25 protein-coding genes are annotated in these 25518 nt (G+C 70.4%); 11 read left to right on the top strand and 14 right to left on the bottom strand.

What is annotated here, in order from left to right:
• The first annotated feature begins 173 nt into the window (after nt 1–173).
• From NUV38_RS04555 to NUV38_RS04565, 3 genes are read left to right on the top strand one after another with little or no spacing between them, the layout of a single operon-like run.
• Nucleotides 174–734, top strand: coding sequence for a DUF3090 domain-containing protein (locus tag NUV38_RS04555; protein WP_257727974.1), 561 nt, complete (start codon nt 174–176; stop codon nt 732–734).
• Nucleotides 731–1561: an SCO1664 family protein gene (locus tag NUV38_RS04560; protein WP_308219655.1), complete on the top strand. Its 831-nt coding sequence runs from the start codon at nt 731–733 to the stop codon at nt 1559–1561. Before NUV38_RS04555 ends, NUV38_RS04560 begins: the two co-directional genes overlap by 4 nt.
• An 11-nt stretch (nt 1562–1572) precedes the next feature.
• Entirely contained in the window at nt 1573–2391 is an 819-nt protein-coding gene (locus tag NUV38_RS04565; RefSeq protein WP_257727975.1) for a hypothetical protein, read from the top strand.
• A gap of 6 nt (nt 2392–2397) precedes the next feature.
• Here NUV38_RS04565 and NUV38_RS04570 read toward each other — a convergent pair whose 3' ends face one another.
• Nucleotides 2398–2760: a VOC family protein gene (locus NUV38_RS04570; RefSeq protein ID WP_257727976.1), complete on the bottom strand. Its 363-nt coding sequence runs from the start codon at nt 2758–2760 to the stop codon at nt 2398–2400.
• A 140-nt stretch (nt 2761–2900) separates the two neighbouring features.
• Between NUV38_RS04570 and NUV38_RS04575 the strand changes: the two genes are divergently transcribed.
• A complete protein-coding gene (locus tag NUV38_RS04575; protein WP_257727977.1) occupies nt 2901–3587 on the top strand; it encodes an SDR family oxidoreductase in 687 nt (228 codons plus the stop codon).
• A gap of 22 nt (nt 3588–3609) precedes the next feature.
• On the opposite strand, the gene NUV38_RS04580 is transcribed toward NUV38_RS04575, so the two are convergent.
• A complete protein-coding gene (locus NUV38_RS04580; RefSeq protein WP_257727978.1) occupies nt 3610–5565 on the bottom strand; it encodes a primary-amine oxidase in 1956 nt (651 codons plus the stop codon).
• A 213-nt stretch (nt 5566–5778) separates the two neighbouring features.
• On the opposite strand from NUV38_RS04580, the gene NUV38_RS04585 reads away from it, so the two are divergent.
• Nucleotides 5779–7746 (top strand): hypothetical protein, encoded by a 1968-nt coding sequence (locus tag NUV38_RS04585; protein ID WP_257727979.1) that lies wholly within the window; start codon nt 5779–5781, stop codon nt 7744–7746.
• Here the strand turns inward: NUV38_RS04585 and NUV38_RS04590 are convergent.
• Entirely contained in the window at nt 7704–8402 is a 699-nt protein-coding gene (locus NUV38_RS04590; RefSeq protein ID WP_257727980.1) for a TetR family transcriptional regulator, read from the bottom strand. The genes NUV38_RS04585 and NUV38_RS04590 overlap by 43 nt on opposite strands.
• A gap of 187 nt (nt 8403–8589) precedes the next feature.
• On the opposite strand from NUV38_RS04590, the gene NUV38_RS04595 reads away from it, so the two are divergent.
• From NUV38_RS04595 to NUV38_RS04605, 3 genes are all read left to right on the top strand, one after another.
• Nucleotides 8590–9702: a ferredoxin reductase gene (locus NUV38_RS04595; RefSeq protein WP_257727981.1), complete on the top strand. Its 1113-nt coding sequence runs from the start codon at nt 8590–8592 to the stop codon at nt 9700–9702.
• Between the two features lie 47 nt (nt 9703–9749).
• Complete coding sequence (locus tag NUV38_RS04600) at nt 9750–10907, top strand: acyl-CoA desaturase (RefSeq protein ID WP_257727982.1); 1158 nt, start codon at nt 9750–9752, stop codon at nt 10905–10907.
• Between the two features lie 88 nt (nt 10908–10995).
• Nucleotides 10996–11343 (top strand): DUF2200 domain-containing protein, encoded by a 348-nt coding sequence (locus NUV38_RS04605; RefSeq protein ID WP_257727983.1) that lies wholly within the window; start codon nt 10996–10998, stop codon nt 11341–11343.
• Between the two features lie 13 nt (nt 11344–11356).
• Here NUV38_RS04605 and NUV38_RS04610 read toward each other — a convergent pair whose 3' ends face one another.
• The gene (locus NUV38_RS04610) at nt 11357–12535 is read right to left on the bottom strand and encodes an HNH endonuclease (protein WP_257727984.1); all 1179 of its coding nucleotides are present in this window, start codon (nt 12533–12535) and stop codon (nt 11357–11359) included.
• A gap of 20 nt (nt 12536–12555) precedes the next feature.
• Between NUV38_RS04610 and NUV38_RS04615 the strand changes: the two genes are divergently transcribed.
• A complete protein-coding gene (locus tag NUV38_RS04615) occupies nt 12556–13116 on the top strand; it encodes a hypothetical protein (protein WP_257727985.1) in 561 nt (186 codons plus the stop codon).
• 12 nt (nt 13117–13128) lie between these two features.
• On the opposite strand, the gene NUV38_RS04620 is transcribed toward NUV38_RS04615, so the two are convergent.
• Both NUV38_RS04620 and NUV38_RS04625 read right to left on the bottom strand, forming a co-directional pair.
• Complete coding sequence (locus NUV38_RS04620) at nt 13129–14874, bottom strand: CocE/NonD family hydrolase (protein ID WP_257727986.1); 1746 nt, start codon at nt 14872–14874, stop codon at nt 13129–13131.
• A gap of 85 nt (nt 14875–14959) precedes the next feature.
• A complete protein-coding gene (locus NUV38_RS04625) occupies nt 14960–15805 on the bottom strand; it encodes a sigma factor (RefSeq protein ID WP_257727987.1) in 846 nt (281 codons plus the stop codon).
• Between the two features lie 110 nt (nt 15806–15915).
• Between NUV38_RS04625 and NUV38_RS04630 the strand changes: the two genes are divergently transcribed.
• The gene (locus NUV38_RS04630; RefSeq protein WP_257727988.1) at nt 15916–16158 is read left to right on the top strand and encodes a hypothetical protein; all 243 of its coding nucleotides are present in this window, start codon (nt 15916–15918) and stop codon (nt 16156–16158) included.
• Nucleotides 16159–16171: 13 nt separating this feature from the next.
• On the opposite strand, the gene NUV38_RS04635 is transcribed toward NUV38_RS04630, so the two are convergent.
• The 8 genes from NUV38_RS04635 to NUV38_RS04675 form a co-directional block, all read right to left on the bottom strand.
• The gene (locus NUV38_RS04635) at nt 16172–16843 is read right to left on the bottom strand and encodes an NADPH-dependent F420 reductase (RefSeq protein WP_257727989.1); all 672 of its coding nucleotides are present in this window, start codon (nt 16841–16843) and stop codon (nt 16172–16174) included.
• Entirely contained in the window at nt 16840–17958 is a 1119-nt protein-coding gene (locus NUV38_RS04640; protein WP_257727990.1) for an LLM class flavin-dependent oxidoreductase, read from the bottom strand. The genes NUV38_RS04635 and NUV38_RS04640 overlap by 4 nt, the downstream gene beginning before the upstream one ends.
• A 125-nt stretch (nt 17959–18083) precedes the next feature.
• Nucleotides 18084–18869: a hypothetical protein gene (locus tag NUV38_RS04645; protein WP_257727991.1), complete on the bottom strand. Its 786-nt coding sequence runs from the start codon at nt 18867–18869 to the stop codon at nt 18084–18086.
• Between the two features lie 48 nt (nt 18870–18917).
• Nucleotides 18918–20084 carry an XdhC family protein gene (locus NUV38_RS04650; protein ID WP_257727992.1) on the bottom strand — a complete coding sequence of 389 codons (1167 nt, stop codon included), beginning with the start codon at nt 20082–20084 and terminating at the stop codon, nt 18918–18920.
• A 2-nt stretch (nt 20085–20086) separates the two neighbouring features.
• Nucleotides 20087–20569 (bottom strand): (2Fe-2S)-binding protein, encoded by a 483-nt coding sequence (locus NUV38_RS04655; RefSeq protein WP_257727993.1) that lies wholly within the window; start codon nt 20567–20569, stop codon nt 20087–20089.
• A 10-nt stretch (nt 20570–20579) separates the two neighbouring features.
• Nucleotides 20580–22979 (bottom strand): molybdopterin cofactor-binding domain-containing protein, encoded by a 2400-nt coding sequence (locus tag NUV38_RS04660; RefSeq protein WP_257727994.1) that lies wholly within the window; start codon nt 22977–22979, stop codon nt 20580–20582.
• A 133-nt stretch (nt 22980–23112) separates the two neighbouring features.
• On the bottom strand, nt 23113–23700 hold the full coding sequence (locus NUV38_RS04665) for an NTP transferase domain-containing protein (protein ID WP_257727995.1): 588 nt from the start codon (nt 23698–23700) through the stop codon (nt 23113–23115).
• 309 nt (nt 23701–24009) lie between these two features.
• Nucleotides 24010–24951 carry a GlxA family transcriptional regulator gene (locus NUV38_RS04675; RefSeq protein WP_257728092.1) on the bottom strand — a complete coding sequence of 314 codons (942 nt, stop codon included), beginning with the start codon at nt 24949–24951 and terminating at the stop codon, nt 24010–24012.
• A 107-nt stretch (nt 24952–25058) separates the two neighbouring features.
• On the opposite strand from NUV38_RS04675, the gene NUV38_RS04680 reads away from it, so the two are divergent.
• The gene (locus NUV38_RS04680; RefSeq protein ID WP_257727996.1) at nt 25059–25370 is read left to right on the top strand and encodes a putative quinol monooxygenase; all 312 of its coding nucleotides are present in this window, start codon (nt 25059–25061) and stop codon (nt 25368–25370) included.
• The last annotated feature ends 148 nt before the right edge of the window (nt 25371–25518 follow it).

Raw genomic sequence — 25518 nt, forward strand, 5'->3', positions numbered from 1 at the left:
GCACAGCGCGGCCGAAGGCAGCACCGGCGGGGGTGCCGGGCCCGGGGCGGGGCAGAGCGCGACCGCCGCTCCGGAGGACCTGGACGACGGGCCCGCCGAGCTGGCCGGCCCCGGCCGGTCCTGACGTCGTGCCGCACCCAGCGACGTCTGGGGTCGGACCCTAGAGTGGAGACATGGCCACCATCGTCCACGGATTCGACTGGCCCGACCGCTTCGTCGTCGGGACCATCGGCACCCCCGGCTCCCGCACGTTCTTCCTCCAGGCCCGCTCCGGGGCCGACCTCGTCAGCGTGGCGGTCGAGAAGGAGCAGTCCGCCGCGCTGGCCGACCGCATCGACGAGGTGCTCGACGAGCTGATGGCCGAGGAGGGCAACCCGTTCTCCGTCCCGACCGTGGCGCCCGACGGTCTGGCCGACCACGAGCCGCTCGACGAGCCGGTGGCGGAGCAGTTCCGTGCCGGTGCGATGGGGCTGGGCTGGGACCCGTCCACGGCCCAGATCGTGGTCGAGGCCTTCCCGGTGCTCGACGTCGAGGCCGAGGCCGACGAGGACGGCGTGGTCGAGATCGATCCGCCCGAGGCCCTCGTCGTGCGCATCCCCGTCGGCAGTGCGCGGGCGTTCGCCAAGCGCACCCGCGAGGTCGTGTCGGCCGGGCGACCGCTGTGCCCCTTGTGCCAGACGCCGATGGACCCGTCCGCCGACCACGTCTGCGAGCTGCCCGACGAGTTCCGGTGAACGACGCCTCCCCCGTCGCCGACGGTCGTGAGGCGATCGACGCCGACCCCGCGACCGACGAGGCGGACCTGCTGACCGGCGAGCTGGTGCTCACCGGCCGGGTCATGCCCGCCTCGAACGCCACGTTCGTGGGCACGATCGGCGACGTCGAGGTCGTCTACAAGCCGGTCTCGGGCGAGCAGCCGCTGTGGGACTTCCCCGACGGCACGCTCGCGGAGCGCGAGGTCGCCGCCCACCTGGTCTCGGAGGTCACGGGCTGGCACGTCGTCCCCCTCACGTGGCTGCGCGACGGACCGCACGGCCCGGGCATGGTGCAGCTCTGGCAGACCGTCGACCCCGGGCAGGAGGCGGTCACGATCGTCCCGGCCGGCGCGGTCCCGGCCGGCATGCTGCACGTGTTCGACGGCTACGACGGACGCGACCGACGCGTCTCGCTCGTCCACGAGGACACCCCTGCCCTGCGGCGCATGGCGGTGCTCGACGTCGTGCTCAACAACGCCGACCGCAAGGGCGGTCACGTGCTGGAGATGGCCGACGGGCACCGGCACGGGATCGACCACGGCCTCACGCTGCACGCCGAGCACAAGCTCCGCACGGTCCTGTGGGGCTGGCTCGACGAGCCGCTCACCGAGGAGGAGCTCGACGGCGTCCGTCGCGTGCGCGCGTCGGTCGACGACGAGACCGACGGGCTCGGCGCCGTGCTGCACGACCTGCTCAAGGTCGCCGAGGTCGAGGCGCTCGCGGCGCGCTGCGACGCCCTGCTGTCCGCGGGCACCCTGCCCGCCCCGTCGGGCCCCATGCCCGCCGTCCCCTGGCCCCCGTTCTAGGAGCCGTCGTAATGTCTCCCCGTCCCGACACCCTGCTCGTCGGCTGCGGCCGACTCGGCGCCGACGTCGGCCTGCGTCTCGCGGCGCTCGGCCACCACGTGGCCGGCATCCGACGCCGTGCCGACCTCGTGCCGCCCCCGATCGTGGGCGTCTCGGCCGACCTCTCCCGAGAGTCGCCGACGCTCCCCGAGCTGGATCTCCAGCTGCTGGCGGTGGTGCTCACCGCCCGCCCGCGTACCGAGGAGTCGTACCGGGCCACCTACCTCGACGGCATGGTGCGCGCCCTCGACGCCCTCGACGCCCAGGGGGCGCGACCCCGACGCGCGGTGCTCGTCTCGTCGACGGCGGTCAACGGCGACGCCGACGACGTCGTCACGGAGGACACCGCACCGGCCCCCGGCGACGCCCCTGCGCAGGTGCTGCTGGAGGCGGAGCGCACGTTCCTCGAGCGCGTCCCGACCGGCACGGTGCTGCGTCTGTCCGGGCTCTACGACGACGGCACGCCGCGCCTCGTCGAGGAGGTCCGTTCCGGGGAGGTCCGCGACCTGAACCGCTGGACCAACCGCATCCACCGGGACGACGCCGCCGCGGCCGCGGTGCACCTGCTGACCGCCGTCGAGGATCCCGCCCCGCTCTACCTCGGCACCGACGACGAACCGGCCCTGCGCGGCGACGTCGCCGCCCACCTGGCCGAGCGGCTCGGTCTCACCCCGCCGGCGCCCGCCGACCGCTCCCGCGCGCACGGGAAGCGTCTCTCCAACGCCCGGCTGCGCGCCACCGGCTGGGTGCCGACCCGACCGACGTTCCGTGAGGGCTACGCCGAGCTCTGAGGCCGCTCAGACCTGCTGCAGCTCGACCCGGTTGCCGAAGGGGTCGGTGGTGTGGAAGCGGACGACCCCGGGGATCTCCTGGTCCGAGCGCACGCACGCGTGTCCCGCAGCCTCGAGGACCGCCTCGACCGCGTCGAGGTCGTCGACGAGGAACGCGGGGTGCGCCTTGCGGGCCGGCGAGAACGGCTCCTCCACACCCAGGTGCAGCACGGCGGAGCCGGACGCGAACCAGCACCCGCCACGCACGGCCAGCGCAGGCGGCTTCGGTTCCTCGACCATGCCGAGCAGCGTCCCGTAGAACGCCCGCGCCTGGTCCTCGCCTCCGGGCGGGATCGCCACCTGCACGTGGTCGAGCCCAGTGATCGTCATGTGTCCTCCCGTGACCAAGACCTGTCGCCTGCCGTCCATCCTGCCCTACCTGCCCGACCGGACCGACGTCCTTCGACCTGCCGAGCCGGCCGGACGGACCTAGCGTGGAGCAGCACGCTTCCCCTGGACGAGGAGACCTCATGACCACCATCGCCATCGTCGGAGCCGGACGCGGACTGGGAGCGGCGGTCGCCCGCCGCTTCGGCCAGGAGGGCCACGCCGTGGCGCTGCTGGCCCGCAACGCCGAGCGCGTCGACGCTCTCGCTGCCGAGCTGAGGTCCGAAGGCATCGACGCCCAGGGCTGGACCACCGACGTCCGCGACCCCGACTCCCTCGCCCGCACGCTGGAGCAGGCCAACGAGACGCAAGGCCCCATCGAGGTCCTGCAGTACAGCCCGCTGCCGCAGAAGTCGTTCCTGCGCCCGCTGCTCGAGACCACCGTGGACGACGCCCGCGGCGCGATCGAGTTCTCCGTCTACGGGCCGCTCGCCGCCGTGCACGCCGTGCTGCAGAACATGCGTTTCGTCGGCAAGGGCACCGTGCTCTTCGTCAACGGCGGCACGGCCGTGCGCCCGGCACCGAAGTTCGCCGGCACGTCGCTGTCGTTCGCCGCGCAGTCGGCGTACGCGCAGATGCTGCACGACACGCTCGCCCCCGAGGACATCCACGTCGCTCAGCTGGTGATTCCCGGGTCGATCGAGGAGGGCCACCCGCAGAAGGACCCCCAGGTCCTTGCCGAGACCCTGTGGTCGATGCACACCGGTCGCGACGAGTTCCGCGTCTTCGCCACCGAGATGGACGACGAGGTCAAGGAGACCGACGCCTGATCCAGCCTCCACGAGCGGCCGATCAGTGGCAGTGCGAGCCCCCCTTGGACGACGCGTCGCCCTCGGTGTGGCACGACGACGACGCCGCCGGCTCCACGTCGAGCGAGGGGTTGCGGTCGAAGAAGCCGACCGGCTTGAGCCAGAACGAGACGATGTCGGCCGGCATCACGGGCCAGTCCTCGGGGCGCGTGATGTGGTGGATGCCGAACACGTACCAGAGCACCACGTCGGTGTCGGTGGTCGAACGCCCCTGCTGCACCCACTCGGGCAGCCCGTGGTCGTCCTTGCTCTGGTTGACGAACTCGCCCGCGGGCCAGCGCTCCTCGGCGTCGTGCGGGGTCACCCACACCGTGTGACCGATCACCTGGGCCCGTTGGAAGACCGGCGACTCCGGGTGGAAGAACGACGGGATCGCGCCGCCGGGCACCAGCTTGTAGGCGACCGGCGTGCCCAGGCCGTTGAGCGACCGCTCGTTGACGACCTTCCAGGCACGCTGGCTCTCCCACCTGAAGTCGTCGTGCCCCTCGACGGCGATCGGCGTGCTGACCTGCCGGATGCCGAGACCCAGCGGGTTCTCTGGTCCGATGGGGTCGATCACCGTCTCGCTGCGCTGCACCGTGTTGGTGCGGCCGTCGGGCTCGAGGTCGAGCCGCGCGACGAGGAAGTGCTGGTGGTACGGCGCGTAGGTCCGTTCGTCGACCAGGGTGCCGTGCGGATGGGCCTGGCCCTCCTCCACGTGCGTGACGACCATGATGCCGGTGGCGCGCACCTCACACTCGATGTTGCCGTCCTCGTAGAAGCGCCAGTAGACGATGTACTCGTAGTTGGCGACGGTCACGTGGAACGAGACCACGAACCGGCGCTGGCGGCGGACCTCGGCCCCCGCCCCTCCTCCGTCAGCACCGTGGTCGACGTGCTTCCAGCCGATCGCGCTGTCCTCCTCGTGCAGGCAGATCGCGTTCGTGATCGTGTACGGCTCGCCGGTGCTGTCGTGCATGACGGCGTCCAGGTAGCGGATCTCGCCCAGGCAGTCGCAGCCCAGCTCGAGCGACTGGGTCATGAAGCCCAGCCCCCACTCGCCGATGTCGAAGGCCGTGCGCCGGTAGTGGTCGACGCTCGGGTCGCGGTAGGGGACGACCATCTCGGCGAAGCTCAGCTGGTGCGCCACCTGGCGCGTGCGGCCGGCGTCGTCGTAGGTGACGGCGTTGATGGTCATGCCCTCGCGGTGGTTGAAGCCGACCCGCATGGTCCAGTTCTGCCACCGGAGCTCGTGCCCGTCGACCTCGAAGCCGATGCCCTCGGGCTGGGTGATCTCGAGCGGCTTGCGCGGCGGCCGGTGGCCCTTCAGCCGGTCGGGCACGTGGCGTGGCACGTACTCGCCCATCACGTCGGGCCGCGAGACGGTGTGGGTGTCCTCGATCGCCAGGAGCTCCATCGTGTTGATGTCGATCACGCAGTGCAGACCGTTCACGGGACCGGCGTACGGGTTGGCGCCCTCGGCGGCCCGCACCCAGGTGTCGGACCAGCCGATGCGCCGGTCCTTCCACTGCTCGGGCATCACGGCGTCGCCGTAGGTCCAGGTGTCCATGAAGACCAGCGAGAGGTCGGTGATGCCCCGCTTCGCCAGCGCCGCGATCACGTCGGGGTGCGCGCGGAGGGCAGCGTCGGCCTCCTCCCACTCGTCCACGGTGAAGTTGGCCTGCACGCCAGGCACGTGTTCGAACGAGAGCACCGCGTCGGCGGAGAGGTCGACCCGACCGCGGAAGGTCCGGTTGGTGGCCTGCTCGAGGCAGAGCACCTCGACCACGCGGGCGGGGACGGTCCCGTCGGTGGCGTAGGCGTCGAGGTCGGCCTTGGCCGGCTGGAGCCCTTCGATCGAGCAGTAACGCCATCCCTCCCCCACGCCGTGCTCGGCGGAGAGCAGGGCCGTGGTCGCGCGGAACTCGTCGGACGTGAGGGGATCAAGCGGATGGGTCACCTGCTGATCATCTCCCTCTCGGGGGGCACCTGACCAGGATCTCGTGGCCATGTCATCGGATCGTCACGGATCCCGTGCTCGCCAGCGGGCCCCACGACGCCCGCGGACGGGGCCCCTGGGCCCTCGACACGGTGCGGAGCCCGGGTGGATCCGGGTCCGATGCGGGACCGCAGGCCCTCCGTGACGGGCCGGGGCGGGACCTAGGTTCCAGGTGTGACGATCTCGGGGCCTCACCGCCATGTCCTGCCGGCCCTCCTCCAGCGGGCCACAGCGCCTCCCCCGCGCGCACCGCGCGGCCAGGGGACCCTCGAGGTCGTCGGCATCGTGGTGCTCGCCGCGGTGCTGGTGGGCGCGGGCGTCACCGCGGTGCACGCCAAGGCACCCCAGGTGACCACCACCGTCCGGTGCGCCATCGCGAAGGTCCTCGCGGCAGCCGGGGGCGGCGCGGCCTGCACCGACGGCGAGCAGCCGGGTGGGGACGGTGGGCAGCCGGGCGGGGGCGGCGACCAGCCGGGCGATGACGACCCGGTCGATCCCGACACCCCGATCCTCAACCCGGAGGACCCCTCCGACCCGCGCTGCAAGGACGCGCAGCCGTCGAGCGGACCCATCGACGGCGAGCACCCCACGCTCGTGCAGGTCGGCTGCCGCAACCTCTACGTGCCCGCGGACTGCCAGGCCGAGTGGGACGCCTACCGCACCGCCACGGAGGGCACGGCCCGCGCCAAGACCGCGGGAACGCTCGGCACGTGCGTGGGAGACACCTACGACCGCATCGAGCCGCCGTGCGTGACGTCCTCCAACAGCGAGGTCGACCGCTCCGAGGTCCGGATCCTCTTCGTGAAGTTCGGCAGCTCCGACGGCATGCTCGTCGAGGACCTCGGCGACGGACGGGTCCGGGTGCACCTGCTGGAGGGCACCGAGGTCGGCGGCGAGGTCTCCGGCAGCGGCAAGGGCATCGACTTCAGCGTCGGCGGTGTCACCGGCTACGAGAAGGGACAGACCTACGAGTTCCACGACATGGAGAAGGCCCAGGAGTGGCTCGACTGGTACCAGCAGTACCGGACCATCGACGCGAACATCCAGGGCCTGATGCAGACCAGCACGATCTGTCCCCGACCCGGGCAGTGCCCGCCCAACCCCTACCACGTGCAGCAGGCGCAGAAGCTCATGGAGCGCAAGAAGGAGCTGCAGGAGACCGAGCCGGAGCACCACGACCTCGCGACGTCGTCCGTGCGGTCCTCCAAGGTGAAGGTCTCCGGGGGCGTCAGCTTCCCGATCTCGACGTCCAAGGGCAAGGGCTCGGGAGGCATCACCCCGGGCATCTCCGGTGACTACACCGGCGAGGTGCAGGTCGAGCAGCGCGACTGGGCCGACGGCAGCTTCACGGCGTCGTACAAGTCCACCGACCTCGGCGGCTTCCTCATCGGGGTGAAGGCCGGCGGCAAGGCGACGAAGGACAAGAAGGGCGGCAAGGACGGCGAGCAGGAGGACCGCGGTGGCGCGAAGGGCGGCGACGCCCTCGGGGCCGAGTGGGCGGGCAGCTCATCGACGTCGGTCACCTGGGGGCCGGACGGGAAGCTCGGCAAGCTCATCGTCACCCTCGACGACCAGGCCCTCGACAGCATCAACCGCGCCGGCATCGACCTGTCCGTCGCCCTGCCCTACGGGTTCGGGCTCAGCGGCGCCTACGAGACGAAGAGCAAGGAGGGCAAGGCCACCGTCACCGAGATGATCCTCGACTTCGACCAGCACCCGGAGCTGCGTGAGGAGCTGGGCCCCCGGATCGACGAGATGTTCCCCCGCGACGAGGACGGGAACCTGAAGAAGGGCGACGTCGACGTCGAATTCGACGACGAGGTCGAGCAGACCGACGGCGGTGATCCCGTGCAGGACGTACTCGACGAGAAGGCGAACGTGCGGGACCTGGAGTACGACGTGGCCGAGACCGAGGAGACCGGCTCCGTCGGGGTCGACTTCGTGGGCATCGACCTGTTCAAGGCCTCGTGGAGCCACGTCGAGTCCCAGAAGGACCTCACGGGATCGTCGTTCGAGATCACCGACGTCACCGGCACGCGGCAGACGGTCAGCCCGGCCCCGAAGTGCAAGGCGCTGCCGTTCACCCAGCCCGACGACTACTACACCGGAGAGTTCTCCGACCCGCCCGTCGCCCGGATCTGAGCGCTCCCGCCCCGGTCCTCGGGGCGGGAACGCCAGTGGATGGCGCCGATCGACAGCATCCGCAGCTGCGTGGTCGTCGTCCGGGCGACCTCGCGGTCGAAGGCGGCGGTCCGTGGACCCTGCAGGAGCCGTTCGGCCGCCGCGACCATCGCCGTGACGATCAGGTCCGCCGAGGTGCGCAGGTCCTCGTTCGACCAGTGCACGGCGCCGGGCAACCTGGCGAAGTCGGTGGCGATCTCGGCCTCGAACAGGTCGAGCTCGTGCCGGATCGCGGCGCGCACCCCGGGCACGCCACCCACTCGCTCGCGGCTGATGAAGCCGAAGTGCGCCGGGTCGGACCGGACGCGCTCGACGAGGACGTCGACGGACTGGCCGATCACTCCCCCGACCGACGGCGCCGCGCTGCGCACGTCGCGGATCATGCGCCGCAGCGACGAGAACGACTCGTCGACGAGGGCCAGTCCGAGGTCCTCGGCCGAGACGAAGTGCCGGTAGAACGCCGTGGGAGCGATGCCCACCTCGCGGGCCACGTGCCGCAACGACAGGGCCGACAACGAGCTCTGCTCGGTGAGCACGAGGGCCGCGTCGAGGATGGCGCGACGGGTGCGCTCCTTGCGCTCGGTGCGCGTCGGCAGGGCGTCGGGCTGGTCCTCCATGCGGTCGAGCCTACCTGTGTCGGTGGACACGTGACCACCGTTGCCTGCGTCTGACCTGCGCAAACACGCGACGTGCCTGCCGTCACAGGACGAACACGTTGACATTCGCAGTGTCACATACCGACAGTTGGTGGACAGGTGTCCACTAACCCACCTGGCTCCGACCCCGAACCGCGAAGGACTGATCATGACGGCGACCGCCACGACCGGCCTCCCTCCGCTCGCCCAGCGCGTGCTCGGCTCGCGCCTGCTTGCCTCCCTGACGTCCCCGCACGGGGTCGACCACTACCTCCGCCAGGTCAACCCCATGTGGGCCGCGACCGACGTGCGAGCCCAGGTCGTGGACGTGAAGCGCGAGACGGACGGCGAGCACCCGGTCGCCACGCTCACGCTCGAGCCGACGAGCACGTGGCGCGGTCACCGCTCCGGCCAGTACGTGCAGGTCGGCCTCGAGATCGACGGCCGACGCACCACCCGCTGCTTCTCGATCTCCTCGGCCGCCTCGCTTCCCGGCGAGCAGTTCACGATCACCGTGCGCGCCCACGAGGAGGGCGTCGTCTCCAAGCACCTCGTGCGCGAGGCCCAGCCCGGACTGATCCTCCACCTCAGCCAGGCCGAGGGCGACTTCACGATGCACGAGAGCGCCGCGACGCCCACGAACAACCACCTCCTGATGATCTCCGGCGGGTCCGGCATCACCCCGGTCATGTCACACGTCCGCACCCTGCTGCGCGACGGGTACGACGGGCACGCCCAGCGCAAGGTGACGTTCCTGCACTACGCGCGCTCCCCCGAGGACCAGATCTTCGCCGAGGAGCTCGCCGAGATCGCCGCCGCGGACAACGGCGTCACGGTGCACCTGCGCTACGGGCCGCACCTGTTCGACCCCGAGGAGCTGCGGCTCATGGTCGGCGACTACACCGACCTCGACACCTGGGTCTGCGGCCCGGCCGGGCTCGTCGAGCTCGTCCAGGAGGCCTACGGCGACTCGCCGCGCCTGCGGCTGGAGTTCTTCAAGCCGCCGGCGTTCGCCCGCGAGGAGGACGCCGAGGGCACCGTGGGGTTCAACATCGCCGGCTCCACCGCCGCGAATGACGGCTCGAGCCTGCTCGAGCAGGCGGAGGCCGCCGGCCTGACGCCGGAGTTCGGCTGCCGCATGGGCATCTGCTTCTCGTGCGTCTCGCGCAAGACCGAGGGCACCGTCCGCAACATCCTCACCGGCGAGACGTCGTCGCTGCCCGACGAGGACGTGCGCATCTGCGTGTCGGCTCCCGTCGGCAGCTGCGCCGTCGACCTCTGACCCATCAGCTCCAGACCTCCCGACCGCACCGTCGAAAGGACCTCACCATGACCACGATCCCGTTCGTCCCCCGTCTGAAGAAGTCCAGCACCCGCGCCTCCGCGCCCAAGGTCCCCAACCTCACCCCCGAGCAGCTCGAGGACTTCGGCAACGAGATGGACGCGCTGCGCCAGCGCATCCTGGCGGACCTCGGCGAGGAGGACGCGACGTACATCCGCAACGTCGTCAAGCGTCAGCAGCAGCTCGAGGTCGCCGGTCGCGCGCTCTTCTACCTGCCCCCGGCCTGGCCGCTCGCGGTCGCGGCGCTGAGCCTGTCGAAGATCCTCGAGAACATGGAGATCGGCCACAACGTCATGCACGGCCAGTACGACTGGATGGGCGACCCGAACCTCAGCTCGCGCATCTACGACTGGGACAACGTGTGCCCCGGCGAGCAGTGGAAGTACAGCCACAACTACATCCACCACACGTTCACCAACATCCTCGGCAAGGACCGTGACATCGGCTACGGCATCCTGCGCATGGACGAGGACCAGCCGTGGCACCCCTACTACCTCGGCAACCCGGTCTACGCCGTGCTGCTCATGCTGTTCTTCGAGTGGGGCGTGGCGATGCACGACCTCGAGGTCGAGAACATCGTGAAGGGCAAGCGCAAGATCGAGGAGAACGCGCACATGCACTCCGCGATCATGAAGAAGGTGAAGAAGCAGGCCCTCAAGGACTACCTGATCTTCCCCGCGCTCACCGGTCCGCTGTTCCCGCTGACCTTCGCCGGCAACGTCACGGCCAACCTCATCCGCAACGTGTGGGCCTTCAACATCATCTTCTGCGGCCACTTCCCGGCCGGCGTCGCCACCTTCACCGAGGAGGAGTGCGAGGACGAGTCGCGCGGGCACTGGTACTACCGCCAGCTGCTCGGCTCGGCCAACATCAGCGGCGGCGACCTGCTCCACATGCTGTCGGGCAACCTGTCGCACCAGATCGAGCACCACCTCTTCCCCGACATCCCGGCGCGCCGCTACCGCTCCATCTCGGTCGAGGTGCAGGAGATCTGCGAGCGCTACGGCATCGAGTACAACACCGGGCCGCTGCACAAGCAGCTGTTCAGCGTCGCGAAGAAGATCTGCCACTTCGCCCTGCCGGACCGCAAGCCGAAGGCGACCGAGCCCGAGCCCGAGCGCGTGGACGTGCCCGCGGCCGCCTGACCACTCACCGACACGACGCCGTCGCCCCCGCGGGCGGCGGCGTCGTCGGGTCGCCCCGCCCGTCCTCGCTGCGGTCTACGCTGCGGGCATGGCACACAAGATCGCGTCGATGCCGTTCGGGTCGGTGTACCCGCACTACGTGACGAAGGTGGAGAAGAAGGGCCGCACCGTGGCCGAGCTCCACGAGGTGGTCACGTGGCTCACCGGCTTCGACGACGACGCGATCGCCGAGCACGTGGAGGCCGGGACGACCTTCGAGGACTTCTTCGCGGCGGCGTCGCTGCACCCGAACGCCTCGCTGATCACGGGTTCGATCTGTGGGGTGAAGATCGCCGAGATCGAGGACCCGCTCATGCTGCGGGTGCGCTACCTCGACAAGCTCGTCGACGAGCTGGCGAAGGGTCGCCCGATGGAGAAGGTGCTGCGCACACCCTGATCTGAACCGCCCCTCAGCCGGCTCGTGCGATGCGGATGTGCCTGCCGGTGCGGTGGGTGCGCAGGGTGCGGCCGATCTCGTGGGTGGTGGGGTCGATGGTGAAGTGGCCCTGGTGGACCAACGCGTGACATCTCGGGCAGAGCCCGATGAGGTTCTTGAGGTCGGTGGTCCCGCCGTGGGACCAGTACTCGACGTGGTGAATGTGGACGATGGGTCCCCAGCAGCCGAGTCCGCCGCAGCGTCCGCCCTGTCGGGCGACGACCGCCTTGCGTTGGGCGGGTGTGGCCAGACGGGCAGTGCGGCCAACATCGAGCACTGAGTGCTTGCCGGCCGTCAGGATCGGAGTCAGCGCGCTGTCACAGAGCATCTGCTGGAGCTGGGCCGGGCCGATGGTGCCGAACCCGGCGAGGTCGGCGGTCGTGGTGTCCGCGTCCTGGGCCAGGTCGGCGAGGTCGACCGACAGCGACATGTGGGGGCGTACGCCCTTGTCCTGCGGGAGCCCGGACTCGAGCACCGACGTCAGGAGCTGGTCGAGGGCGGTGACGCGTCGTTCGTTGACGGGTCGGTCGTCCTCGGCGCAGGTGGGTGCGGAGAGCGAGTCGAGAACGGTCTTGAACTTCGTGCCGGTGTCGAACGGCAGGAAGCCGGTCACATGAAATCCCTCGCCGACGGCGGAGATCTTGATGTCGTGCTTGGCCATGCCCTTGATCCAGGCCTCGTCGAGGTCGTCGGGATGGGTGGCGTCGCGCAGCTTCTTCACGGCCCTGCGGATCTGGGCGGGCTCGGCGCGTTCAGCCAGGTGCAGCAAGGCATCCATGCAGGTCTCGACCGCGGCAGGGTCGATGTGCCGGGCGGCGTAGGTGAACGCATCGACGTGGTCCAGCGAGACCGCACCAGCCGTCGCGAGGTCGGCCAGCTCGGGCATGTCGGTCAACGTCCGGGCCGACCGGGTCAGCTGGGATACGTCCTTGGCGTCGAGATGCAGCTGGTCGCGCAGCCAGTTCTTCACGCTCGAGCAGCCTTCGGCCTCGTGGTCGCCGCGCTCGGCCATCTCGGCGACCAGCTCGACCTTGGCCGCATCGATCGCGTTCTGCACGACCTGCAGCACCCGCAGCGCCTCGGTGGTCGTGGGGTACTCACGCAACGCACGCGCAGCAGTGGTGAGCTGTTCGGCGACGGTCTGCGTGGTCATACGTCCACATTACCGAACACATGAGCGAAACCACAGGGTCGAAAGTCCCGAAAACCACTGCGATTCCAGGATTCTTCGTTTCTACGCGATCTCCTCGACCTGTGGACCACGACCTCGCCAGGCGCGGCATCGCGCACGACGCTGGAGCGATGACGACACCTCCCGACCGCCCGCTCACCTCGCCCTCCGCCCTGCTCGATGCCTGGCGGTTCGTCGACGGGGGTCACGGCTACTCCGCTCCCCAGCTGTTCGTCCTGGTCGCCGACCGGCACGACCGCGTCCTCCCGCATGTGATCCAGATGTACGACGAGGACATGGCCGATGCACCCGACGACACGACGCTCGGGCACTTGATGGACCGGCTCGCCGAGACGCTCGCGCAATCGGCGCCGGGCGGGTCGGTCGCGATCATGAAGGCTCGGCCCGGCCGCTCCCCTGCCATGACACCTGCCGACCTGCGCTGGTGCCGAGCACTGCACCGCCACCTGCAACGTGCGCCGTTCTCGAGCAAGCCGCTGCACTTCGCGACGGATGACGGACCGCGCGCCGTGGCGCCCGACGAGCTGATCGACGCAGCCTGAGCACGCCGACGTTCACTGCAGGGCGGCTGCCAGGTCCGACTCCGGCACCGTCGGCAGCATGAGCCGCGAGCCCGTTCCCTTGCCGATCGTGACGGTGTTGAGGGCGGGGACCGACGGGAGCGACAGCGCCGACTGCCCCACGAGGGAGACCTGGATGCGGTGCCCCGCCTTGAAACGGTTGGCGATCGGCCACAGCTCCACGTGGTAGTCACGAGCGACCCCGGGAAGCGCGAGCCTCGGGGTGCTGTAGTCACCGTACGGCTGGACCAGGTTCCCGTCGGAGTAGAGCGACTTCTCCCTCACGACGCCCGGGAACGCCGAGTTGAGCCGGCCGACGGTCATGGGGTGGGTCGAGCCGTCGGGCCAGACGTCGGAGACCACGGCCCAGATCGGCGTGGAGACGCCGGTGGTGGAGAGCCGGACGTCGAGCGTGCCCGGACCGATGGCCGTCACCGGCTCCTTCAGCGGAGTCGACGTGAACGTGAGCCCGGTCAGGTTGGCCAGCTTCATGTCGGTGAGGAACGGGATCCACGTGGTGAGCTGGTTGAGCGGTGCACCCAGCGTCGAGATGGTGTGCGGATCGACCTGCGTCGGGAGCGAGGTGAAGGCCGCGTAGGACTGGCGGCTCGTCGTCGCGTCGGGCTCGAGAGTCAGGCTGCCGTCCTTGGGCGAGGCGCTCGTCCCGGCTCGCTTGGCAGAGAGGGAAAGCGGCGTCCACGACGTCCCGGGCAGCGGCCACGACGACCCCTCGTAGCGCAGGAACTGTCCGTCCAGGAACTGCTCACGACCGCCGTCGGCCACCAGCATCTGCACCGCCGGCTCGTCCTCCACGCCGTTCTGCACGCCGAGCACCCAGCGGTCGAGCCACTTGTCGATCTGGGCGACGCCGTGGTCGGTGCCACGCGGAGCGCCGTCGTGCGCACCGACCACGAGCAGCTGCGCCGGCGTGCCCTGGGCCTGCAGCTGCTGGAACGCCTGGTAGTCGCCGCGCGGCTCGACGTCGAAGACGCCGTCGATCAGGAGCGTCGGGATCTCGTTCGCGTCGCCGCGGAACCCGCGCTCCTTCCAGTAGGTGTTGAGCGTGGGGTTGAGCAGTCCCGCGCTGAGTCCGGAGCCGAGCAGCCCGAGCACGACCTCGGTGCCGGACAGCGGGTCGCGGGAGAGGCGCTGGTCGGCCTGGGCGAGCGCGAGGCCGCCGATGGCCGAGAGGACCGCGAGCCCGGGGACCGAGTTGGGGACGCCGCCGGGCACCAGCAGGTCGCGGTACAGCTCGAACGTGCCCGACCGCATGACGGCGGCCTTCACGCACGGCAGCTCCTGGTGCTGGGAGTTGAAGTACGTGATCGCGCTGGCCGAGAACCCGACCACGGCGAGACGTCCGTCGCTCCAGGGTTGCGAGCACGCCCACGCGAGAGTGTCCCGCACGTCGCGCTGCGTCTTCGGCCCGAGGACGTCGAACCCACCACCGCTGTCGCCGGTGCCGCGGATCTGGACGGTGAGGACGTTGTACTCCTCCCCCACGCTGAAGCTGGCACCGCTCTGCCCGTACGGGGTGAACTCGACGACCGTGGGGCGGGCGGCCAGCGGTGCGGCGCCTTTCACCTCGGCAGCCAGCGAGGCGCCGGTCGAGGTCGTGACCCGCAGCTTCGTCGACTCCGGTGACGGTGGCGCCTCCGCAGCGACGGCCGGCACCGGGACCACACCGGCGACGAGGAGGACCGAGGCCGCCACGAGCAGGGACCGGGAACGAGCGAGCATGGGGACCTCCTCGGAACTGGTGCGTCCGCACCGACAGGACTGGTACGTATGTACCAGTTCATCGCCGATTTGCCAAGACCCTGCGCTACCTCGGTCTCGCTCCCTCACGTCGCCGCACGGTCGCGAGGACGTCCTCGGCGGCGCGGAACACGATGCTCCGCACCCGCCCGTCCTCGATCGCGAAGTCGAAGGCGACCTTGGCCTCGCCGCGGTTGATCCACGCGAACCCCGGCCGCTCCCCGATGAAGACGGGGAACGCCGCGTGGGCGGCGCCGTCGAAGAAGGCCGCCGTGTCCTCGAGCCCGACGATGCGCTCAGGGGTGCCCATCGCGACGGCGGCCGGGTCGCCCTCGACGAAGACGTCGGGCGCCAGGAGGGAGAGCAGTCGCTCGAGGTCACCGTTCCGCGCGGCTGCCATGAACGCGTCCACGACCTCCCAGTCCGCGAGGGCGTCCTCGCGCGCGGGCACGCTCACCTTCGCCCGTGCTCGCGAGGCCAGCTTGCGCGCTGCGGCCGGGGTCGTGTCGAGCATGGTGGCGATCGTCACGAAGTCGAACGCGAAGCTGTCGTGCAGCACGAACGAGACCCGCTCGGCCGGGGTGAGCCGGTCGAGCACCACCTGCAGCGCGACCCCGACGGTGTCGGCGAGCACCACCTCGTCGACCGGGTCGGCCACCGCGCCACCCGGGTCGATGTCCTCGACGGGGATCGGGGTGCGCGCCCGGAGCCGGTCGACGCAGAGCCGCGACGTGACCGTGGTCAGCCAGCCCGGCAGGTTGTCGATGGGTTCCTCGCTGCCGTGCAGACGCAGCCACGCGTGCTGGACCACGTCCTGCGCAGCGTCGTGGTCGGAGAGGATGCGCGCAGCGAGCCGCTGCAGCCGCGGGCGTTCGGCCTCGAAGGCGGCGGCGAGGATGTCGTCGGAGGGCACGTCGTCACACTTTCGTCGTCCGGATCGTCACCACCATGACGCACACCGGACCGCGTGTGTGACACGACGAGCCACTTCCCCGCCGGGAGGTGCCGCGAAAGGATGGACCCATGAAGAGGATGACGTGCCAGGACCTCGGCGGACCGTGCGAGCTCGTGCACTCCGGCGAGACCGCCGACGAGGTGATCGTCGCTCAGGATGCGCACCTGAAGGAGCGCGAGAAGGCGGGCGACCTCGCCCACCAGCCCGCCCGTGACGACATGAAGGGTCGCTGGCGCAGGCCCCGCAAGTCCCTCGGGTGGTACAACGACGTGAAGAAGCGGTTCGCCGAGCTGCCCGACGCGCCGGCCTGAACCGACCCACTCGTCAGGTGCGGGCGGCCACGACCTCACGACCCCGGGTGGACTCCGCGAAGCGAGCGACCATCGTCCGCAGCTCTTGAGCTCCGACGTTCGCTCCGAAGGGCTCGGTGCCCGGTTCCAGCCGGACGCCGTCGGCCAGCCCGCCGATGACGACGGGGTCGAAGCCCAGGTCGTCGACCAGCGCGGCCACGCGGGAGACGGCGTCGGCGGCGTCCCCGGCGACCGCGATGGCGCGACGTCCGGGGGCGCCTGGGGGCAGGGCACCGTCCTCAAGGTCGTGGTAGCCCATGTGGTTGAACGCCTTCACGACGTCGGCCTCGGGAAGGAACGCCTGCACGATCTCGCTCGTGGAGGTGCGGGGGTCGGTCAGGTCGTCGCGCACGCCGTCGACCTCCCACCAGTAGTTCATGGCGTCGACCACGACCTTGCCGTCGAGCGCGGCCACCGGGATGGACCGGTACTTGCCGAGCGGCAGGGCGAGGACCACGACGTCGGCCCTGGCCGCGGCGTCTGCGGCGGTCGTGGCCACGGCGCCGGGCGCGAGCACGTCGACCGTCAGCTCGATGTCCTCGACAGGACCCGACCCGGCGACGAGGACGTCGTGACCGGCAGCGACCGCGAGCCGCGCCAGGACCGTGCCGACCTTGCCGGCGCCCAGGATCCCGACGGTGGTCACGCCTGCGCTCCCGTGGGAACCGCGGTGTCGGCGGCGAGCAGCTCACGGACGCGCGGGATGACCTCGGTGCCGTAGAGCTCGACCGAGCGCAGCCGGTCGGCCGCCGGCGTGGATCCGGTCGTGTAGATCATGTCGAAGCGACCGACCCCCAGCGCCTTGATCGCGGCGGCCATCTTGGTCGCGACCGTCTCCGGCGAACCCAGGTAGAGGGAGCCGTGCTCGATCTCGCGCTCGTAGTCGCGCGGGGCGACCGGCGGCCAGCCGCGGTCGCGGCCGATGCGGTCGCGCGAGGCCTTGAAGTGCGGCCAGGCGATCTTCGCGGCGGCTGCGTCGGTGTCGGCCACGAATCCCGGGGAGTGCATCCCGACCGGGTGCGCCGTGGTCCCGAACTTCTCGGCAGCCCGGCGGTACAGGTCCAGGTAGGGGGCGAAGCGGTCGGCTGGTCCGCCGATGATCGCGATCATGAGCGGCAGGCCGTACTTCGCGGTGCGGACCACGGACTGCGGTGACCCACCGACCCCGACCCAGGTGTCGAGGCGTCCGGAGTCGGTCTTGGGGTAGACGTCGGCGTCCGCGAGGGCGGCGCGCGTGCTGCCGCTCCAGGTGACGGGCTCCTCCTTGAGCAGCTCGGCGAAGAGCTCGATCTTCTCCTCGAAGAGCGTGTCGTAGTCGGCGAGGTCGTAGCCGAACAGCGGGAACGACTCGGTGAACGACCCACGACCCAGGATCACCTGGGCGCGGCCGTTCGAGAGCGCGTCGAGGGTGGCGAACCGCTGGAACACCCGAACCGGGTCGTCCGACGACAGCACGGTGACGCCCGAGGCGAGCGTGATGCGCTCCGTCCGGCTGGCGATGCCGGCCAGCACGGTCTCCGGGCTGGAGATCGCGAAGTCGGACCGGTGGTGCTCACCGAGGGCGATCACGTCGACGCCCACCTGGTCGGCCAGCACCGCCTCGTCGACCACCTGACGGATCGCGTCGGCGTGCGAGAGCAGCTCACCGTCCGCGCCCTGGGGGATGTCGCCGAAGGTGTCGAGCCCGAAGACGACGTCATGGGTCGCCCCGGCGCTCGAGGAGGTGCTCGACGTGATCGCGTCGTGGGAGTGGGTCGTCATGGCGGCCGCCTTCCGGTTCGAGGCCAATGTAGTTCAACGTTCATCTACTTCAAGCCACGACCCGGTCCACCTATTCCCGGTCCGCCCGCGTCGAGTGCTCGACCGAGAGACGAACGGACAACTGTTCAGACCGACGTGGCGCGCTTGGCGCGCAGCCGCCACACCGTGGTGGTGGCCATGAGAGCGGCCACGACGACCAGGGCCGCGACGAGGATCGAGGTGGTGCCGTCCTGGCTCGCGGTGACGGCGATGCCGATCATCGCCCACGCACCGGCCACGGCGTAGGCCACGATGCCGCCGGTCCGCACGAGCACGGCGAGCAGCACCGCGGCGGCGACGGCCAGCACGACCAGCTGCCACGGCAGCTCGTCGGCCTCGACGAGCCCTGCGTCGACCATCGCCGTCGAGATGTTGAGGAAGAAGGCAGCGGTGACCCACCCGGCGTAGAGACCGACGGCCGCGCGTGTGAGCACGGAGAACCACCCCGGCTCGAACGTCGTGCGCGCCGTGGTGAGCACGGCGTCGAGCGCGGCCACGAACATCACGAGCAGAGCACCTGCGGTCGCCAGGCTGCTGTCGAGTCCGGCCAGCACGATCCACACCGCACCACCGAGGTAGAGCACCGCGAGATCGACCTGCAGACGTCGCGGCACGGCGTGGGCGCCGCGCACGAGCACGGCAACGGCCTGGGCGATCGCCAGCGTGTAGATCACGCCCCAGATGGAGAACGCCCAGCCGACCGGGGTGATCAGCAGCTCCGGGCCCGACCCGGCCCCGGGCGAGCTGCCCGGTCCGTTGATGGTCACCACCGGCGCGACCACCTCGAGGATCGCCGTCGCCAGCACCGTGAACGCCAGCCAATGCTCGCCGTCATGGGTCGCCGCCGACCTCGTGTCGCTCGTGGTCACCATGTCTCGACAGTACGGACGAATCGAGGGTTCAGCGCGTCGTGCGCACGCTCAGGGCCGACCCACCGATACCGGTCCGGACGGGCTCGGAACGCTGGCATCGGCGTGGATCGGCCCGTCCATCTGGCCGAGCCGGCGACCGCTGCCGCCCCGACGCACGGCCACCAGCTCCGCTGCGATGCTGAGCGCCGTCTCCTCAGGCGTCTGGGCACCGAGGTCGAGTCCGAGGGGCGAGCGCAGTCGCGCCAGCTCCGTCTCCGTGACGCCTTCCTCGCGCAGCCGCTCCATCCGCTCGTGGTGCGTGCGTCGCGAGCCCATCGCGCCCACGTACCCGACGCGGGGCAGGCGCAGCGCCTGCTGCAGGACGGGCACGTCGAACCGCGCGTCGTGGGTGAGCACGCAGACCGCCGTCCGCGCATCGACGCGACCCGCCGCCGCCTCCTGCTCGAGGTAGCGGTGGGGCCAGTCGACGACCACCCGGTGTGCCTGCGGGAAGCGCTCGGCCGTGGTGAACACGGGCCGCGCGTCGCAGACCGTGACGTCGTAGCCGAGGAAGCGGCCGGCACCGGCGAGGGCGCCGGCGAAGTCGACGGCTCCGAAGATCAGCAGACGCGGGGCGGGTGCCCACACCTGCACGAACGCTCGGACACCGGTCTCGAGCAGCGAGCCGTCCGCACCGCAGTGCACCTGGCCAGTGGCACCCGTCGACAGCATCGCCCGCGCCCGGTCCACGAGCGTCCGCTCGAGGTCAGGACCCAGCGTGGTGCCGTCGGGGACCACGTCGGGGAGCACCACGATCCGCGTGCCCACGGCCTCGGGGTCCGGATGCTCCAGCACGGTCACCAGGGCCGAGGCGGTCCCGGCGGCGGCGCGCTTCGCGAGCGTCTCCAGGTCGGCGGCCACGTCGAGCCGCTGCACGAACACCTCGATCCGTCCGCCGCACGTGAGCCCGACGTCGAACACCTCGTCGGCGGCGAAGCCGAAGGTGCGCAGGCTGGGCGCACCCGTGGCCAGGGTGTTCTCGGCGAGGTCGAACACGGCGGCCTCCACGCACCCGCTGGAGACCGACCCGGCGACCTCCCCGTCGACCGAGACCACCATGGCCGCACCGGGGAGTCGAGGAGCCGACCCCGACGTGCCCACCACCGTGGCGAGGGCCACGGGTGACTCGTGCGCCCAGCGAGCCGCGCTCGCGAGGACGTCGTCCGCGACGGCCACGGCTACCGCATCAGCTTCTCGCCGGCGCGCACGGCCTCACGGATGCGCGTGTACGTGCCGCAGCGGCAGACGTTGCGGATCGCGTCGAGGTCGTCGTCGGTGACGGCGCGGCCCTCGCGCTTCACCTTCTCGACCAGCGCGACGGCCGCCATGATCTGACCGGGCTGGCAGTAGCCGCACTGCGCGACGTCGCGCTCGATCCACGCCTGCTGCATCGGGTGCAGGTCGTCACCGGGCGTCGTGTCGGCGAGTCCCTCGATCGTGGTCACCTCGTCGGAGGCCGAGAGCTTGTCGACCGGCACGGCGCAGGGGTTGAACGCCTTGCCGTTGAGGTGCGAGGTGCAGGCCTTGCAGACGTTGATCCCGCAGCCGTACTTCGGCCCCGTGACGCCGAGGACGTCGCGCAGCACCCAGAGCAGGCGCACGCCCTTCTCGACCTCGACGGTGACCTTCTCGCCGTTGAGCTGAAAGCTGTAGCTGGGCATGAAGGGCTCCTCAGGAGACGAAGTCGAGGCCGTTGGTCGGCGACGCGGGGACGGGTGGGACGAAGGACTTGGGCTCGAAGTGGAGCGGGTCGCGGAAGTTGATCGGGAACTCGGTGGGCATCTCCCCGGTGGCTCGCGCGTAGGCGCACGCCACCGCGGCCGCCGAGGCTGCGACGCCGGCCTCCCCGATGCCGCCGGGCTCCGTGCTGTCGGACTCCATGACCTCGCAGACGAACTCGAGCGGGGTGTTCCACTGGCGGGTGTAGGCCGAGTTGTCCCAGCTGGCCTCCAGGAAGTGTCCGTCGACGAGGTGGTTGCCGTAGGTGAGGACCTGCGACATGCCGTCGCTGAAGCCGCCCATCATCTGGGCCTCGATGCCGAGCGGGTTGATGGCCAGGCCGCAGTCGACGACGATCGTCGCCTTGGTGACCCGGGGTCCGGTGACCGCGTCGCGCACCTTCCGGTTCACCGTCCCCGGCCGGCAGTCGAGCTCGACCACCACGGCGGTCGCGCCCTTGTACTCCTTGTGGATCGCGACACCCTGGGCCGTGCCGGCCGGCATCGACTTGCCCCACTCCCCCAGCTCGGCGGCACGGTCGAGCACCCGTTTGACGACGCCGCTCTTGGTGTACTGACGTCGGAACGCGACCGGGTCCTTCTTCAGCCGCTTCGCCAGCTGGTCGACGATCAGCTCGTTCGCCACCCGCACGTCGGGCGAGTAGATGTTGCGCACCGAGCTGGTGTTGAACCGGGTGAAGTCGTAGTTGGTCTCGTTCAGCAGCTGCGTGGTGACGCCGAAGTTGTAAGGGATCTCCTGCGTGAGCAGGAAGATCGTCTCCGAGAACCCCAGGTTCGCCAGGCCGGTCGGCAGCGCCGCGACCTCCGCGGTGAGGCGTTCACCGAGGCCGTGGGTGAAGTCGCACGTGACCGACGTGTGGCGCTGCTCGAACGTGGCGATGCTGTCGCCCAGCACCGTCGCCCTGACGCGCGACGTCGACATCGGGTGCACCCGACCCTGTCGCGGCTCGTCGGCGCGGTGCCACATGAGCTTGACCGGCACGCCGAAGGCCTTGGAGATCTCCGCGGCCTCGATGGCACCGTCGCTGAACAGCTTGCGGCCGAACGAGCCACCGCCGGTGACGACGTTGACCTTCACCTTGCCCTGCGGCAGACCGAGGACCTTGGCGATCTTGGACTGCGCGTCGATGGGCGACTTGAGGCCGCTCCAGATCTCTGCGGAGTCCTTGCGGACGTCAGCGATCGCGCAGTTCGGCTCGAGCGCGGACCCGCTGCGGAAGTGGAACGTGAAGCTGCCCTCGACCGTCGTCGCCCCGAGGGCGGGCACGGCGAGCGGTAGCTCGGCGGCCTTGAGCTCGGCCAGGATGTCGTCGGCCTTCTTGCCCGGCACCGTGCCCTCGCTCCACTCGACGTCGAGGGCGCGGACGGCGTCGATGCACTGGCCGAAGGTCTTGGCGCGCACGGCCACGCCCGTCGGCACCACGCCCACGTGGGTGACGCCGGGCATGGCCTTCACCTCCGCGGCGTTGCGCACGCTCTTGGGCTTGCCGTTCAGGTCGGGTGCCCGGCACACCATGGCGGGCAGGGCGTCGGGGACGTCGAGGTCCATCGCGAACTTCTTGCGCCCGGTCACGGCGTCGACGGCGTCGATGCGGCGTTGCGGCGTGCCGACGACGGACCGCTTGGGGGCGTCGTCGAGGTCGACCTCCACCTCCTTCGTGGTCGGCGAGGCGGCCTTCGCCGCGGCCTGGCCGTACGTGACGGACGAGCCGAGCGAGTCGAAGATCGCGCCGCCCTTGGTGGTGAGGCTGCTGACCTGGGCACCGAGCAGGATCGCGGCGGCGTCGAGCAGGGACTTGCGGGCCACCGCCGCGGCCACCCGGATGGGCGTGTAGGTCGAGATCGTGGTGTTCGAGCCGCCGGTGAGCTGGTTGAACAGCAGCTCGGGTCGGGCGGGGGCGAGGGTCACGTTGACGCGCTCGAGCGGGAGGTCCAGCTCCTCGGCGATGATCATGGCCGTCGAGGTGGTGATGCCCTGGCCGACCTCCATGCGCGGCAGCGCGAAGGTGGCGTCGCCCTTCTCGTCGATCTCGATGGCGATGAGGTTCGACGTCGGGAGCGCACAGTGCGTGAGGAAGTCGTTGAGGTCGTAGATCTCAGGGATCTGCGGCACCGACGGCAACGGCAGGGCGGCCGCCGGCGAGGCGCCGAGACCGAGGTCGGCGGCGACCACGAGTCCGGCGCCTCCGACGACGTAGCCGAGGAAGCGACGGCGGGTGGTGCCGTTCCTCGGCGCCGTGTCGGGCTCGGCGCGGTCGTGCGGGGTGAGGTCGTGCGGAGTGGGTTCTGGGGCGGACAGGTCGGACGGGGACAGCTCGTGCGGGACGGTCACGGGTTCACACTTTCGTCGGGGCTCTGGGGGGGCTTTGAACGAAGGCGGGGGAAGCATCACCGTGACACAGGTCACCGCACCGCGCAGATCAACCTGCGACCGAATCTCACGAATCGGACCGATCGGACCGGTTCTACGCGTCGAGGCCTGCTGCCGTGTCGACGTCGAGGCCACCGGCGAGGTCGCCGCACTCCACCTCCACGACACCGTGGGACCGCAGGTAGTCACGGGCGCCCGCGTCGCCGTCCGTGGACGCGAGGATCCCGGCCCAGTGGTCCCGACCGACGAGCACCGGATGGCCCGGACGGGACGCGTAGCCCGCCCGCGCGAGGACCCGCGCCGACGCCCCCGTCGCCACGAGCCGTCCGACCACGTCAGGGCCGACGTCGGGCAGGTCGACCAGGTGAATCAGGACCGCCGTCGCCGTCGAGTCCTCCATCGACGTGAGCCCTGCCCGCAACGAGGCCGACATGCCCTCGTCCCAGCGGCGGGAGACGACGACGTCGGCGCCGTCGGGCACCAGGGCGCGCGCCTCCTCGGCCGCGGCACCGAGGACCACGGTGACCTCGTCACACCCGCCGTCCCGCAGCACCCCGACAGCACGCTCGACCCACGGCACTCCGTCGTCCCCGCGGACGAGGGCCTTCGGGCGTCCCATGCGCCTGCCGGCGCCGGCGGCGAGCACGAGGCCGTGAAGTCCCCCCGGGTCGTCGTGGTCCACGGACTCCTCCTGCAGCATGCGAGCGTGTCCGGTCGTGACCGCCCGGTGCTGTGCGACGCTACGGGCGGGCTCGCCGAGCGGCAAGCTGCGTGCGCGACCGGCCGGCCGTCATCGATCACCCGTTTGGCGAGCAGACGACGACCATGGATGTTCAAACGGGCATCAGCGTGGGCCACGAGGACCTCCTGGTTCGTGAAGATGTCAGACATCTCCACCAAGCCCGGAGGTCCTCACCCTTCACAAGACCCGACCGTCACCAACGTGTCTGCTGAGTACAGCTAGGACACTGGCTACAGGCATGGCGATAGGTCAGGAACGGCGTCGCTCCCTACGCAGGAGGGAACGCAGAGTCTCGGCGTTCGCGTAGCCGACCCGTAGCGCGATCTCGGCGGAGGTGAGGTCCGTGGTTGCTGAGAGGTGCCGAGCTCGTTCGATGCGAAGCCGTTGGACGAAGCCGAGCGGAGTGAGGTTGAGCGCCGCACGGACTCGTCGTTCGAGGGTGCGCCGGCTGGTGCCGAGCGAGTGCGCGACGGAGGCGACGTTGAACGGTTCGTCCAGGCGGGCGCGCACGAAGCGTTCGAACTCGACGACGATCGGGTCCTCGTGCCGGAGATGTTCGTAGGCGACGAAGGCCGCCTGCGACGGACGCTCGTCGATGATGAGGAGCTTGGCGACATGGTGGGCCAGGTCGGGGCTGATCGATCGCACGAGTGAGAGCGCGAGGTCGATGTGGGCGAATGCGGCGCCGGCGGTGACGAGGTTCCCGTCGACCACGACCATGGTGTCGAGATCGAGGGCGACGGTCGGATAGCGCTTCAGGAACTCCGGCCCCAGGAACCAGCTGGTCGTCGCCCGCCGATGTTGCATCCGTCCGGTCTCGGCGACGGCGAACACGCCGGTGCACGCCGCGGCGATCCGGGTGGTCGCCTCGTCGAGGCGCCCGAGCGAGGCGATGACCGAACGAGCATCTCGGCTCTGGAGGGCGTCGTTGGTGGCAGCGGCCGTGAGGGTTCCAAGCGCAGGGACGACGACCACGTCGAACTCTCCGGACTCCGACAGCGGGTGGTCCACCGACAGGGTCATCGATGTTGTCGTGGTCACTCGCCGTTTCGGTCCGAGGATGGCGAGTTCGATCGGGTCGATCCGCGGGTCGACATCGCCGCGGGCTCCGTCGGCCACCCGCACGATGTCGATGATCGACGCGACAGCCGATCCGAAGCAGCCGTCGATCGCGATCAGTCCGATACGCATGGCGTGAACAATAGCAATACTGTCGTATGCGCCACTTCCCACCTGCCCTTGCTCGTCATACGCTGAACTCGCTTCACCAAGAAGCTCGACACCTAGGAGAACCCCCCATGTCCACACCCGCATCACTTCCGTATGCCTTCGTCGCCAAGATCGTCGCGGCCGATGGACAGCACGACGCGCTCGCCGATCTACTCGCCGGCGCTGTCGAACTCGCCAACGAAGAAGTAGGAACGATTGTCTGGTTCGCGGTCAGGACCCACGCCGACACCTTCTGGATCTTCGATGCATTCCCCGACGAGGCCGCTCGCGACGCCCACGCCAACGGCGCCATCGTCGCAGCCCTGACGACCAACCAGCACCTCCTCGGCGCAGCACCCGAGATCCTGGCGGCCGACGTCCTCGCGTCCAAGCTCCCGTAGTCCGCCAACGCACGAGACGATCGCGCCCCGCCGAGCCGTCGCCAGGTCGCGACGCAACGCCACGCTGCGTTGCCGAGCGGTGCGAGGCCTGTCGGCACACGGACAGAATGCCGGCCGCGAGCGCTCAGCCGGCGAGGGGTCCGTCGCA

It is taken from the genome of Aeromicrobium sp. 50.2.37, from assembly GCF_024655735.1.
Taxonomy (GTDB): domain Bacteria; phylum Actinomycetota; class Actinomycetes; order Propionibacteriales; family Nocardioidaceae; genus Aeromicrobium.